Source organism: Halosubterraneus shenae (genome assembly GCF_050510935.1).
GTDB lineage: Archaea > Halobacteriota > Halobacteria > Halobacteriales > Haloferacaceae > JBDGPU01.
This window is the reverse complement of sequence record NZ_JBNLVO010000002.1, coordinates 382,460-395,110: the sequence shown is the minus strand read 5'-3', so window position 1 is coordinate 395,110 and position 12,651 is coordinate 382,460. Positions and strand designations below refer to the sequence as shown.

Genomic DNA, 12,651 nt, shown 5'->3' with positions numbered 1-12,651 from the left:
TGGTCAGTTTGGAGGATGAACTCCCGGCCAATTTCACCGCAACAGGCCGGAAATCGTGTAATAAACCCCGATTTCCGGGGGTCATGGGGACGAATTCCATGAACATTTATGGCCATGTGCGGTTTCGAATCGTAGTGATGGCTGCCACGGAACAGGAAGAGAGTCTGGACGACCTGCCGCCCAGTGCCAAACTCGTCTTTAAAGTACTGGAGTACAACGGCCCGCTGACACAGAAGGGCATCGCGGAGGAGACGATGCTCTCCGCTCGCACCGTGCGCTACGCGCTGGAGCGACTGGAGGGCATCTCGCTGGTGACCGAAGACGTGTACTTCGCGGACGCCCGCCAGAACCTGTACCAGCTGACCGAGCCGGCCGAGGAGTTCACCGCCAGCGACGGTGAGGAAGCCACCTGCGCCGACTAGCGACGCAACTGCTTTGTCTCTTTTACTGCCGTTCGGACGGTTAGCGCAGCGGTAACCAGCATTCCGAACGTCACCGCGAGCACGAACGCCAGCAGCAGGAACCAGGCGTCCGGCCCGACGATCGGGTACTGCCGTGCCCCCGCGAGCGGGCCGAACAGCTCCAGGGCGCGAACGAGGTAGGCCGCGACCGCGACCGCGACACCGACCGCGAGGCCGACCTTCGCGTTCCGCCACAGGCCGCACCGCTCTAACAGCGCGAGCATCGGCGGTTTCTCGGGGGTATCCTCCGTCACGGCCGCGTCTTGCCGCCGATCCGACATAGGTGCGTCGCCTCGCGTGCGCGAACGAAGGAAATCCCCCACAGCGGTCGACGCGCCCAGAAGTCCCCGACCGGCGACAGCCCTCAAGTGGCTCCCCACCGAACGGTCCGTGGACCGCGAGCCGGCGACGACCGACCACCATTGATGACGATGAACGCTGACGCCACCGAGAACGTCGCTGAGCCGGACGTCGTGTACGATACGCTCGTCGAGCAACTGCGCGAGGCACCCCCATCGCCCAGTATCACGGCGCTGCCCGACGGCTCCGTCGATTATCAGTGTCGCGTCGAAACCGGTGCCGCAGGGCCCATCGGCGAGGGCCGCTCGCCACCCTCCCGCAAGCAGCTCGGCGAGTCCATCGCCCGCGGCGAGCACAAGTCGCTCCGGATCGTCCCGGAGGTCGGCGAACCCGGCGGCCAGGCGGTGAACCTCGCGTTCGGCGCCCACGGCTTCGGCGCCGACGTGACGCTGTTCGGCCACCTCGACGCGCCCGCGATGCCCGAGTTCCCGTTCCCGACGCGCTCGATGGGCGCGCCGGCGACGGTCCGCATCCTCGATTTCGTCGACGGCGCGCTCATGCTCGCGGAGGAGTCCGGCGACATCCTCTCGTGGACCTTCGACGACGTGCGGGCGGCCGCGACCGACCTCGGCGCGCGACTCGACGCCGACGTGTGCTGCTGTTGCAACTGGGTCTCGTTCCCGAACATGCCGACCGCGCTCCGCGACCTCGCCGACGCCGCGCTCGACCACGACGCCGACGGGATCTTCGTCCTCGACCCGGGCGACGTGGTCGGGAGCGACCCGGCCGCGCTCCGCGACCTGCTCGACGTGCTCGCCCGGCTCGGCGACGCCTACGACGTCGTCCTCAACGCGAACCGGCGGGAGCTCCGGGAGCTGGCGAGCGTGGTCGCCGACGGCGAGCCAGCCGGGACCGACCAGCGGGGCGTCGTCGACGACGACGGCATGCTCGCGCTCCGGGAGGCCGGCGAACTCCGCGCAGTCGTCATGCACGCGCGCCCGAAGGCCGCGGCGGCGACGGACGACGGCGTCGTCGAGATCCCGAACCTCACCATCGAGGGACCGGAGCGGTGGACCGGCGGCGGCGACCGCTTCGGCGCGGGGCTGGCGACGGCGCTCGGGGCGGGCTGGCCCATCGAGGCGGGGCTGGCGCTGGGCAACGCCGCGGCCTCATACTACGTCACGCAGGCCCGCGATCCCGACCCCGAAGCGCTCGCGGACTTTATCGCCGCCCCCGAGCATCGACCGGGTCGATGAAACAGAGAACGGGACGGAGAAAGAGACGCCGCGCTCAGAGGTTACGCAGACTGTCGTCGAGGTCGAACGCCTCGTTCGCGCCGACCTGTCCGCCGGCGTCGGCGCCGCCTCCGCTGCCTTCGTCGCCTTCGCCGCCTTCGCCCACCGGCCCCGCACTTTCGAGTTCGTCGGCAAGGCCGCCACCGATTCCGTAGGTGTCCATGACCGTTCGCGCGAGGACGCCGTCGCGGTCGAAGACGACGTATACGGCGACGAAGTCGTGCGCGGCGGGGCGGAGCAGGAACACGGCACGCGGTTGGTCGTCGTCGCGGCGGGCGTTCACGCGCCCGACGAGCGGTTCGATGGGGATGGCACCGCGCTCCATACCCGCGAGGGTGTCCTGGTTCGGGCCGTCAGCGAAGAGATAAAGCGCGCCGTTGGGGTCGCCGTCGGAGCTCCGGGTCGTCCGCGACACCAGCGCCTCGCCCGCCGCGCGGGCCTCCTGCCACGCGTCCGTCGCGGCCTCGAACATCCCTTCCACGTCGTCCGCGACGTACAGGCGCGTCTCGCGCACGACGTCGACCGACTCGAACCGGGCCGTGCTGTCGGTCCAGTCGAGGGCTGCCTCGACGACGTAGCCGGGATCCAGCGCGGCCACGTCGTCGGCCAGTTCGCCCTCGTAGCCGTCGCCGGCGACGTAGATCGGCTCGTAGGCGTCGGCCGCGCCGGGGTCGTCCGGGGCTATCGGCTCGTCAGGGACCTCGATCAGGACCAGCTCGTCGCCCGCGGCACCGGGCTCGTCGTCCGGGCGCTCGCCGTGGACGCGGTATCGGTCGGTCGTCGACTGCATGGACGCTCGTAGCGCGCGCGACGGGATAAGCGGCCGGAGTCGCGGCGGCGGGCACGGGCACCGTGGTCGCCCCCGGCGGCGGTCCTGTCGTCCGATCCGCACCGTTATGACCCACGGGGCCCAAGTCGCGTTCACGCATGGGACTCCTCGAGGACAAGGGTCGCGCCCGACTGTTCTACAAGTATCTCTCGAAGGTGTACGACGAGATCAACCCCTTCGTGTGGAACGAGGAAATGCGCGACGAGGCGCTGGAGTGGCTCGGCGTGGAGGCGGGCGACCGCGTCCTCGACGTGGGCTGTGGCACCGGCTTCGGCACCGAGGGCCTGCGCCAGTACACCGACGACGTCCACGGACTCGACCAGAGCGTCCACCAGATGGAGCGCGCGTTCGAGCGCTTCGGCAAGCACGGCGAGGTCAACTTCTACCGCGGCGACGCGGAGCGGCTGCCGTTCGCCGACGACTCCTTCGACGCCGTCTGGTCGTCCGGCTCCATCGAGTACTGGCCCAACCCCGTCGACGGGCTCGCGGAGATCCGGCGCGTCGCGAAACCGGGATCGACCGTCCTCGTGGTGGGCCCCGACTACCCGAACTCGAAGCTGATGCAGAAGGTCGCGGATGCCATCATGCTGTTCTACGACGAGGAGGAGGCCGACCGCATGTTCGAGGAAGCCGGCTTCGCCTCGTACGAGCACCACATTCAGCAGGCGAAACCCGGCAGCCCGAAGGCGATCACGACGGTCGCGACCGTCCCCGAGGAGTAAGCCGCCGCGCCGCTTTTGCCGGGCAGTCATCGCATGCGTGCCGTGAGCTGCGCTAGCCGATAGCCGTCGCTGTACACCGTCACCGCGACGCGATCGCCGGCCGACGGGAGCGGTGAGTTCGTGCCGGCGATCCGGAACGACGCCGTCTCGCCGGGCGACAGCGTCGTGTCGCCGGCGACGTTGAACGCGCCGGTCGGCCCGGGCCGGAATCCCGTCGCGGAGAAGAACGGGACCGGCGGCTGGTGGGCGAGCGGGTCGCCATCGACGGTCACCTCGAGTCGGAGCTCGTCGGCGTCGAGCGCGTCGCCCCCGAGGTGGCGGACCGTGAGCTCGTCGCCGTCGGCCGATAGCGACAGCGACGCGGTCGGCGCGGGCTCCTGGAGCGGCGCGCCGCCGAACGTCGCCGTCCCGACGCCCGCGGCGAGGATCACGGCGATAGCGACGAGGAGGATCGTCCCGATCGGGGCGATCGCGCGGTCGGCGTCGCCCTGTTCGTGGGTCGCAATCGTGCTGTGGGCGTTGCTGTCGCTGGTGCTGTCGCCGGCGCTGTCGCTAGTGCTGTCGCCGACGCTGTCGCTGGTGCTGATGTCGGCGCTGTCGCTTTCCACGTCGCTGCGAGCGTCGCGTGCGACGGCCACGTCCGGCGGCCAGGTCACCGTGATCCCCGCCGCCGTGATACCCGCCGTGATCCCCGCCACCGTCGACTTCAGCGTCACACGCCGTCTGGCGCGGGATAGGATAAAAGGATACGCCCAGCAGCGCGCCGGCCGCGGGCGCCGCCGTTACTCCTCGACTCGCGGCGGCGTCATGGGCTCGATGCCGGTCAGGCGCGCGACGCGCGGGTCGTCGATGACGGTCACGCGGTAGGAGTCGCCGGGCGAGAGGATCCAGAGCTGGCCCTCCTCGTTCGTCGTCCCGACCTCCGTGCTCTCGCCCTGGTCGGCGGCGACGGTGACGGTCGCGCCCTGGATCGGATCGCCGGTCTCCGTGTCGACGACGGTAACGCGAACTGGGCCGCCGGCGTAGGTCCGTTCGATGGTGAGGTTCAGCCCGTCCTGGGTCGTGTTCAGAGTCTCGCCTTCGGTGAACTTCTCCAGATCACGGGTCTGGTGCTCGACGAACACGCCCCCGTCGCCGGCGCTGACGAACGTCCGGAGCTGGCCGGGGTCGTGGTTGAGGGTGACGCGCACCGGCGTCCCGGAGCCCAGCGTGCTAGTATCGGAGTCGGCGATGTTCGGGTACGCCGACGTGGTCACGTTGCGTGCGTCGGAGACGTCCTCGAAGCCGCTCGCGCCGCGGTCCCACTTGTCGTCGCGGAACACCTCCCGGACGTACGTGCCGTCGACGATGGTCGCAAGCACCAGCCCGTCGGTCGTGGATTCGACGAACACGCGGTTCGGGGCGGCCTCGCCGCGCGCGACGTCGACCGCGTGCGACCGGATCGGCCCCTGGTAGACGGCGAGCCGGAGCTGGAGGTTCTCCGTCGCCAGGTTGAAGCCCTCCGTCTCGTCCGCGAGGTTCTTTACAACGTCCAGGCGGTCAGCGAGGATCTCGGCGCGGAGCGCGATCCGGCCGAGCTCGACGAGCAGCTCCTCGTCGCTGATCTCGCCGGCGGCGTGCGCCTCGATGGCGCGTCGCTGGCGCTGGTGGAGGCTGACCTCCGCCTGCCGGATGCTGCTCTCGGCGGCGACGATCCGCCGCTGGCGTTCCTCCAGCGACGACGCGCGCTCGACGTTCGCGCGGATCTCCTCGGTCTGCATCCGACCGGTCGTGCGCATCACCTCGAGCTCGCTGGCGGGCCCCAGGTTCGCGCTATGGCCGGTGATGCTCCAGGCGGTGTCCGCGTCCGGCGGCAGCGACAGCACGTTGTAACCGGGCGGAGTCTCGTTCTGTATGCTCGTCCCGTTGGTGGTCCCCTGTGCGGCGACGTCGCCGACTACTGTCCCGTCGTCGCCGGCGGCCGTCACGTCGTCGCCGGCGGCCGTCACGTCGTTGGTCGTCGCGTCCGCTGACGACGCTGCCGCGGTGTCGGCGGGGGCGACACCGGCGACCTCGCCGGCGTGGCCGTCGATCGGTCCGACCGCGGCGACGACCGGCGCTGCGAGCAACAGCAGCGACAGCAGCACGGGGAGGGGTTTCATCGTCGTATTGTGAACAGGCGGGGCGCAAAAATCCACCTACTCGCTGGATCCGCCGTGCCCCGCCGTCCGTGAGCTCCGGAACCCACGGCCCACCGTCGCTTTCGTTGGATCACAGGCGATGGAAAGCGTTTTGCCGGATGGCTGATACTCCCCGATGTATGCGGCGACACGCCCTCCCTGTCGTTCTCGCCCTGCTCCTCGTCGTCGCCGGTGTAACGGCTGGCGTTGCGGCCGCCGACGACACCGGGGGGACCGGCAGCCCTGTGGCGGAGATCGCGGGGCCCAGCGACGCCGTCGACGCCGTCGGAACCGAAGGCGTCGTACTGCAGGCCGACGGGTTCGACGTGACGCCGTCGACGACGTTCCACGTCCGACTGCAGCCGAACGCGAACGCCGAGTGGACGGTGTCGGTCGAGTATCGGCTCAGCGACGGGAACGAGACGGCAGCGTTCGAGGCCGTCGCCGAGGACTTCGAGAGCGGCATGGCCGGGCCCTCCGCGGACCTCTACCGCAACCTCGCAGCTGGGGCCGCCGACCGCACGGGTCGCGAGATGGCGATACAGGGCGTCGAACGCGAGGCGACGATCGACGAGACGCCGGACGTCGAGGACGAGTCGGTCGTCGCCGTCGGGACGCTCGAACTGCGGTTCGTCTGGACGAACTTCCTCGAGCGGGACGGCGAAAAGCTCCGGCTCGGCGACGTGTTCCGGACGGAGAACAACGGCACCTGGCTCCGGACGCTCGGCGCCAACCAGCGCCTGGTCATCGAGACACCCGACCGCTACCAGGTGTCCTCGACGCCCGGCGTCTCCGTGTCCCTGCAGGAGAACGCCGTCGTCATCGAGGGCCCGCGGACGTTCGGCCCGAACCAGTACGTCCAGGTCGTCTACTCGCAGACGGCGGTCGGCAGCCAGCCCCCCTGGCTGCTCCTCGCGGGCGCCGTCGTGCTCGCGGGGCTCATCGTCGTCGTCGGGCTGTTCGCGTACCGCCGCGTGGCAGGGCCGAACGGATGGACGCCCGGCGGGGAGCCCGGTGACGGAGCCGGCGGCGCTGGAGTCGCAGTCGAACCCGGAAACGGCGCCGGTGAAGCTGTCGAAGCCGATGGGACCGCCGAGGGGGGCGGAGCAGCAGCTGGCAACGGTGCGGCCGCGAGCAACGGCGCCGGCAACGGCGGCGGCGCGAGCAACGGCGGAACGGCCGGATCCGGTGCGGGCCCGCCGGCCGGCGGCGAGGCCGAATCCGCCGAAGGCCCCGCCGGCGGGCAGGCCGGGTCCGAGCCCGGCGAGGACGACGCGGAGGAGGACCTCTCGCTGCTCTCGGACGCCGAGCGCGTCGAGCGGTTGCTCGATCGCAACGGCGGCCGGATGCGCCAGGCCGACATCGTCGAGGAGACGGACTGGTCGGACGCGAAGGTGTCCCAGCTGCTCTCCTCGATGGCCGATGAGGGGCGCGTGGAGAAGCTCCGACTCGGCCGCGAGAACCTTATCTCGCTGCCGGAGTACGGCGAGGACGAGGAGTCGACGACGTAGAGCGTCCACGTAGATCGTCGACGGCGTGGAGTGTCGTCGGCGTGGCGGAGCGTCGGCGGCGTGGCGGAGCGTCGACAGCAGAGCGCGACGTCCGCACAGAGCGTCGCCACGATGTGTCCGAACCCCCGGATCAACTTCCCCTCCGATGTCGCCCGTTCCGAAAGGTCTTACACTGGTTCCCGGGAAGAATCGTCCATGAAGGTTCTCGTGACCGTCAAGGAGGTCGCCGAGGTCGACGACGACTTCGAGATCGAAGGGACCGAAGTCGCCGAGAGCAGCCTCGAGTACGACCTGAACGAGTGGGACGACTACGCCGTCGAGGCCGGCGTCCAGCTGTCCGAAGACGGCCCCGCCGACGAGGTCGTCTCGGTGACCATCGGCCCGGAGCGGTCCGAGGAGACCATCCGGATGGCGCTCGCGAAGGGCGTCGACCGCGCGGTTCGCGTCTGGGACGACGCCATCGAGGAGGAGTTCCTCGACGTCGCCGGCAAGGCGAGCCTGCTCGAGGCGGTCGTCGAGGAGGAGGAGCCCGACCTCGTGCTCTCGGGCGTCCAGGCGGCCGACGACAGCTTCGGCGCGACGGGCGTCGCGCTCGCGGACCGCATCGGCTTCGAGCACGCTGCCGTCGTCAACGATCTCGAACTCGAGGGCGACGTGGCAAGCGTCCGGCGCGAGCTGGAGGGTGGCGTCGAGGAGCTGACCGACGTCGACCTGCCCGCGGTCCTCACGGTCCAGACCGGGATCAACGAGCCGCGGTACGCCAGCCTGCGCGGCATCCGGCAGGCCCAGCGGAAGGAGATCGCCCAGCGCGACCTGGGCGACCTCGGGCTCGACGCGGCCGACGTGGACAGCACGCTGACGCTGACAGAGATGTACGAGCCGGAGAGCGAATCCGACGCGGAGTTCTTCGAGGGCGACGCCAGCGAGACGGCCGGGAAGCTTGCTGCGGTCCTTCGCGAGAAGGGGGTGGCGGAATGAGCGACGCTGCCGTCCTCGCCGTCGCGGAGCACCGCCGCGGCGAGCTTCGCGACGTGTCCCACGAACTGATCACCGCCGGCCGCGAGCTCGCAGACGACTTCGGCGGCGAGCTGCACGTCGCCGTCATCTCGGGCGACGTCGACGGCTTCGCGGAGGAGCTGAACCGCGAGGGCGTCGACGCCATCCACACGGTCGACCACGGCGAGGAGTTCGACCACGGCGTCTACCAGCAGGCGGTCGAGGCCCTCGACGCCGACCTCGCGCCGACGGCCCTGCTGTTCCCGAACTCCGTCAACGGCCTCGACTACGCGCCCGCGGTCGCGGAGGGCCTCGACGTGCCGTACGTGTCGGACGCGATCGCGTTCGACGCGGGCGACGAGCTGACGGTCACCCGCGAGATGTACGGCTCGAAGGTCGAGACGACCGTCGACGTCGACGCCGACCGCTACGCGCTCTCCATCCGCGGCGGCGAGTGGCCCGCGGCGGAGGGCACCGGCGACGCCGAGATCGTCGCCGCGGACGTCGACGTCGACGAGACCCGGCTCGGCGCCGAGGTGAAGGGCTTCGAGGAGGTCGGCGGCGGCGACGTCGACATCTCGGAGGCCGAGTTCCTCGTCTCCATCGGCCGCGGCATCGAGGAGGAGGAGAACCTCGAGCTGATCGAGGAGCTCGCGGACGCGCTCGACGCGACGCTCTCCTCGTCCCGGCCCATCGTCGACAACGGCTGGCTGCCGAAGAACCGGCAGGTCGGCCAGTCCGGCAAGGTCGTCACGCCGGACGTCTACCTCGCGATCGGGATCTCCGGCGCCGTCCAGCACGTCGCCGGCATGAAGGGCTCGGACACGATCATCGCGATCAACACCGACCCGAACGCGCCCATCTTCGACATCGCCGACTACGGCATCGTCGGCGACCTGTTCGAGGTCGTCCCCGAGCTCATCGACGAGTTTAGCGACTGAAGCGGCGACTTTCGCGGAGCCGTTTTATGAGCCCGAGTCGAGTAGAGCTTCACCGATTTGGCCGGGAAAGATGAATTTATACCGTAAATCTACTCGTCTTCCGGACAGGACTGTCCAGCCCAGAGCCGAAGTCCCCGGTAGTCGATAGTCGCAACCACGGGAGAGCACTCCGCACCAGTGGCTTCGCTTAGGTCCAGCGTCTGCCACGAGTCCTTCCCATCAATCCGGGCGTGGACCGTAAACTGGCCCGGCTCGTCCGGCCAGGTGTTTTCCACCGGCCCACCTCCTGCTTCTCCGGAGTCCTCATCCATCGGACCTGCATCCACCGACGTCCAGGTCTGTAACTCGTCTTCGTAAAACACGAGCACGTTCACTCGATACCGCTGGTCCGTTCTGTTTGCTACTTCGACGCTCTGTAAGCGCGTATTCTCCGTCTGAGACTCCGCATCGTCGAAGGCGGCACAGCCCGACAAGCCGAGCATAGCGAGGGAGAAGCTAGTTACGAGGGTCCGCCGTTTCATGGTATTATTCTCTCCCGCCATTGTGTATATTTACTGGTTGTTTTAAAAGGAAACTAACAGGAACATCTGTGTTCCGGAGCCTGTGATATCGTCGTAGTTTCGGCAAGGACTGTGAGAAAGTGATCCGGCCGCTCGCATTGTGACGGATGGAACGAGTGGTACGGACTTGCACCCATCAGCACCGCAAACACCGGGAAAGCCGTCCGACGCTATTTATAAGCAAATGTGAATAGCTGATACGGTCTTGCGCTCGACAGCACCGCAAACACCCAGAAAGCCCTCGGCCGCTCGCGGTCGCTGCGACTCCCCTACGGCGCGACCACTGGAAGACGTTCCGGGCTGCCTGCAGTAGCGGGCTGCCGGGCTGCGACTTCCATGGTCTCGTTCGCTTCGCTCACGAGAGCGGCCGTCGCCCTTTCAGTCCGCCAGGACAGCACCGCCCAGCAACAGCCTCCCCACCGCGACCGCCCAGCGACCGCAATACCTCAGTCCTCCCCAGCCTCGGCCGGGGCGCGCCGGCACAGCAACGCACCGCTCGGCGCGCCACCGGCCTCCCTCGCATGCGTTGCTCGCGCGCGCCGACCGCCCCGCTCCGCACGCCGGCCAGCCGGCGGGCGACGACGGCAAACCAACCGCCGCGAGCGACGCCCGGCAACCACTCCCGGGCGGGACTGAAAGGGGCAGCCGCTGAGCGGGACGCCCTGCGACGAAAGCACCGCAGCTAGCGAACGAGCGCAGCGAGTGAGCTGGCGAGGCGCGCAGCGAGCAGCGCGACCGGTCAGCGGCTGGGGCTTTCTGGGGATGCTGAGTGGTGTTGCCAGCGACGATATCCGACCTTGTTTATAAGCGCGACTGCTCAGCAGCTGAGGTTTTCAAGCTATACCGAGTGGTGTCGCTCGCTGCGTTGACCGAATTTCTTTATAAGTTCGATCGGACTACGTCTCTCCCTTTCGAGCCATGTGGAGTGGTGTCGCGAGCGATTGCAGCCGATCTCATTTTTAAGCACAACCGCCCGGCTGTCGAACCGACCACACCAACCTAAATCACACATCCACCGACCCATTCACCAACTTCGAATCGCCGTTCCGTCACACCTTTGCTCGGGGGCGCCCATTAGTTCAGTAATGGAGTACCTGGAGCGCCGGGTTGGGCTCGTCGACGACCGCCTGCAGGCGGTTATCGACGACGTCGAGCCGGACGAACTCAGCGCCGAGCTGGAGCACGTCGTGCTCGCAGGTGGGAAGCGCGTCCGGCCGGCGGTGACGATCCTCGCGTGCGAGGCGCTCGGCGGCGACCCCGACGCCGCTGCCGACTTCGCGGCCGGCATCGAGTTCGTGCACAACGCCTCGCTGGTCGTCGACGACATCATCGACCGCTCGGAGGTCCGGCGAGGCACGCCCTCGGCCTGGGCCGAGTACGGCTACGGCCCCGCGATCGTCGCCTCCGACGGGCTGCTCGGCGAGGCGTTCGCGCTCTTCTCGGCGAACGAGCAGGCGATGCAGATCGTCGCGGAGGCGATGGTCGAACTCGGTGAGGGCGAAGCGACGGAGCTCGCGGACCGCCCGACCTCGGACGAGGAGTACATGGAACTCGCGCGGCGGAAGACGGGGGCCCTCTTCCGGGCCGCCGCGGAGCTCGGGGCCGTCGCCGGCGGCGCCGACCCCTTCGTCGTCGAATCGTTCGGCGAGTACGCCGAGCGCGTCGGCGTCGCGTTCCAGATCCGCGACGACGTGCTCGACGCGACCGCGGAGGCGGAGGAGCTCGGCAAGCCGACCGGGCAGGACGTCCAGATGGACCGCCCATCGGTCGTCCAGGTGACGGACCTGACGCCCGAGGAGGCGAACGCCCGCGCCCGCGAGCAGTCCGACAAGGCGCTCTCGGCGCTGGATGCAGCCGATCTCCCCGACACCGAGGCCGTGGAGTACCTGCGGGACCTCGCCGAGTTCGTCGTCGTCCGCGAGCGCTAACCCGCGACCCGTCGCCGAGCGCGTTCCTGACAGCCTGCCCACGAGAGAGACCCACATACGTGCGTAGAACGACGTGGGTTCGCATCGAAGTGTTCATATTTGTGCAAACTCGTATTCCGGATATGAATCGCGCAGAGAAGGCCGCGCTGCAGCTGCAGGCGGTCGACGTCCTCCGGATGTTGAAGCAGACGCGGACGTACGACGAGCTGTCCGAGGTGACCGGCCTCCCCGCCGGCGACCTGAACCGATACGTGAACGGCCACGTCCTCCCCGGGACCGAGCGCGCCCGGGAGGTCGTGGAAGGCATCGGGCTCGACGCGCTCGCCGACGAGCTATCGGCGCGCGTCGAGCTCGACGAGGAGGGCTACGTCGACAACTCCGCCGTCGTCTTCGACCAGTCGTTCCTCGACCTCGTCGCGCCGGTCGCGGCCGAGTCGTTCGACTTCGAGTCGCCGGACGTCGTCCTCACCGCCGCCACGGACGGGATCACGCTCGGCGCCGCGATGGCCTCCTTCTTCGACGCCCGCCTCGCGTACGCGAAGAAGTCGAAGGAGACCGCGGTCGAGGAGTTCATCGAGTCACGGCAGCGGCTCGCCTCCGGCATCGAGCTCACATACTACCTGCCGGCCCGCGCCATCGACGAAGGCGACACCGTGCTCGTCGTCGACGACCTCATCCGGTCGGGCGAGACGCAGGAGCTCCTCCTCGACATCGCGCTCCAGGCCGACGCCGACGTCACGGGCGTCTTCACCCTCATCGCCGTGGGCGACGAAGGGCTCGACCGCGCGCGCGAGATCACGGACGCGCCGGTCGGCGCACTCGAAACGTTCGAGTAAGCACATTCACGTACTAATCGCCGGATGACGGCGGCCAGATGTGCTGTTTCTAACCACGTGCGTGCATAACTCGCCGCTCAGGAGGGGAACGCTTTTATACAGTCTACGGAATA

The 12,651-nt window shown here is 68.8% G+C and carries 13 protein-coding genes; 8 read left to right on the top strand and 5 right to left on the bottom strand.

The window, feature by feature from the left end; genetic code table 11:
• Positions 1-137: 137 nt before the first annotated feature.
• Positions 138-422: a winged helix-turn-helix transcriptional regulator gene (locus ACQE3M_RS05130; RefSeq protein WP_430504394.1), complete on the top strand. Its 285-nt coding sequence runs from the start codon at positions 138-140 to the stop codon at positions 420-422.
• Here the strand turns inward: ACQE3M_RS05130 and ACQE3M_RS05125 are convergent.
• Positions 419-715, bottom strand: a complete 297-nt coding sequence (locus ACQE3M_RS05125) for a DUF7536 family protein (RefSeq protein ID WP_430504393.1) — start codon at positions 713-715, stop codon at positions 419-421. The genes ACQE3M_RS05130 and ACQE3M_RS05125 overlap by 4 nt on opposite strands.
• Before the next feature lie 171 nt (positions 716-886).
• On the opposite strand from ACQE3M_RS05125, the gene ACQE3M_RS05120 reads away from it, so the two are divergent.
• Entirely contained in the window at positions 887-2,017 is a 1,131-nt protein-coding gene (locus tag ACQE3M_RS05120) for a hypothetical protein (RefSeq protein ID WP_430504392.1), read from the top strand.
• Positions 2,018-2,051: 34 nt separating this feature from the next.
• Here the strand turns inward: ACQE3M_RS05120 and ACQE3M_RS05115 are convergent, their stop codons facing one another.
• Positions 2,052-2,846, bottom strand: coding sequence for a DUF6663 family protein (locus ACQE3M_RS05115; protein WP_430504391.1), 795 nt, complete (start codon positions 2,844-2,846; stop codon positions 2,052-2,054).
• 137 nt (positions 2,847-2,983) lie between these two features.
• Between ACQE3M_RS05115 and ACQE3M_RS05110 the strand changes: the two genes are divergently transcribed.
• On the top strand, positions 2,984-3,607 hold the full coding sequence (locus ACQE3M_RS05110) for a methyltransferase domain-containing protein (protein WP_430504390.1): 624 nt from the start codon (positions 2,984-2,986) through the stop codon (positions 3,605-3,607).
• A gap of 26 nt (positions 3,608-3,633) precedes the next feature.
• Here ACQE3M_RS05110 and ACQE3M_RS05105 read toward each other — a convergent pair whose 3' ends face one another.
• Both ACQE3M_RS05105 and ACQE3M_RS05100 read right to left on the bottom strand, forming a co-directional pair.
• Positions 3,634-4,323, bottom strand: coding sequence for a type IV pilin domain-containing protein (locus ACQE3M_RS05105; protein WP_430504389.1), 690 nt, complete (start codon positions 4,321-4,323; stop codon positions 3,634-3,636).
• Between the two features lie 66 nt (positions 4,324-4,389).
• Positions 4,390-5,748, bottom strand: a complete 1,359-nt coding sequence (locus ACQE3M_RS05100; RefSeq protein ID WP_430504388.1) for a carboxypeptidase-like regulatory domain-containing protein — start codon at positions 5,746-5,748, stop codon at positions 4,390-4,392.
• A 158-nt stretch (positions 5,749-5,906) separates the two neighbouring features.
• Between ACQE3M_RS05100 and ACQE3M_RS05095 the strand changes: the two genes are divergently transcribed.
• The 3 genes from ACQE3M_RS05095 (at position 5,907) to ACQE3M_RS05085 (ending at position 9,214) form a co-directional block, all read left to right on the top strand.
• Positions 5,907-7,277, top strand: a complete 1,371-nt coding sequence (locus ACQE3M_RS05095; RefSeq protein WP_430504387.1) for a helix-turn-helix transcriptional regulator — start codon at positions 5,907-5,909, stop codon at positions 7,275-7,277.
• Positions 7,278-7,472: 195 nt separating this feature from the next.
• The gene (locus ACQE3M_RS05090) at positions 7,473-8,255 is read left to right on the top strand and encodes an electron transfer flavoprotein subunit beta/FixA family protein (protein WP_430504386.1); all 783 of its coding nucleotides are present in this window, start codon (positions 7,473-7,475) and stop codon (positions 8,253-8,255) included.
• Positions 8,252-9,214 carry an electron transfer flavoprotein subunit alpha/FixB family protein gene (locus ACQE3M_RS05085; protein WP_430504385.1) on the top strand — a complete coding sequence of 321 codons (963 nt, stop codon included), beginning with the start codon at positions 8,252-8,254 and terminating at the stop codon, positions 9,212-9,214. The genes ACQE3M_RS05090 and ACQE3M_RS05085 overlap by 4 nt, the downstream gene beginning before the upstream one ends.
• 89 nt (positions 9,215-9,303) lie before the next feature.
• On the opposite strand, the gene ACQE3M_RS05080 is transcribed toward ACQE3M_RS05085, so the two are convergent.
• Positions 9,304-9,735, bottom strand: a complete 432-nt coding sequence (locus tag ACQE3M_RS05080; RefSeq protein WP_430504384.1) for a hypothetical protein — start codon at positions 9,733-9,735, stop codon at positions 9,304-9,306.
• Between the two features lie 1,124 nt (positions 9,736-10,859).
• Here ACQE3M_RS05080 and ACQE3M_RS05075 point away from each other — a divergent pair.
• Positions 10,860-11,702 carry a polyprenyl synthetase family protein gene (locus ACQE3M_RS05075; RefSeq protein WP_430504383.1) on the top strand — a complete coding sequence of 281 codons (843 nt, stop codon included), beginning with the start codon at positions 10,860-10,862 and terminating at the stop codon, positions 11,700-11,702.
• Positions 11,703-11,824: 122 nt separating this feature from the next.
• Positions 11,825-12,538, top strand: coding sequence for a phosphoribosyltransferase family protein (locus tag ACQE3M_RS05070; protein WP_430504382.1), 714 nt, complete (start codon positions 11,825-11,827; stop codon positions 12,536-12,538).
• Positions 12,539-12,651 lie beyond the last annotated feature (113 nt).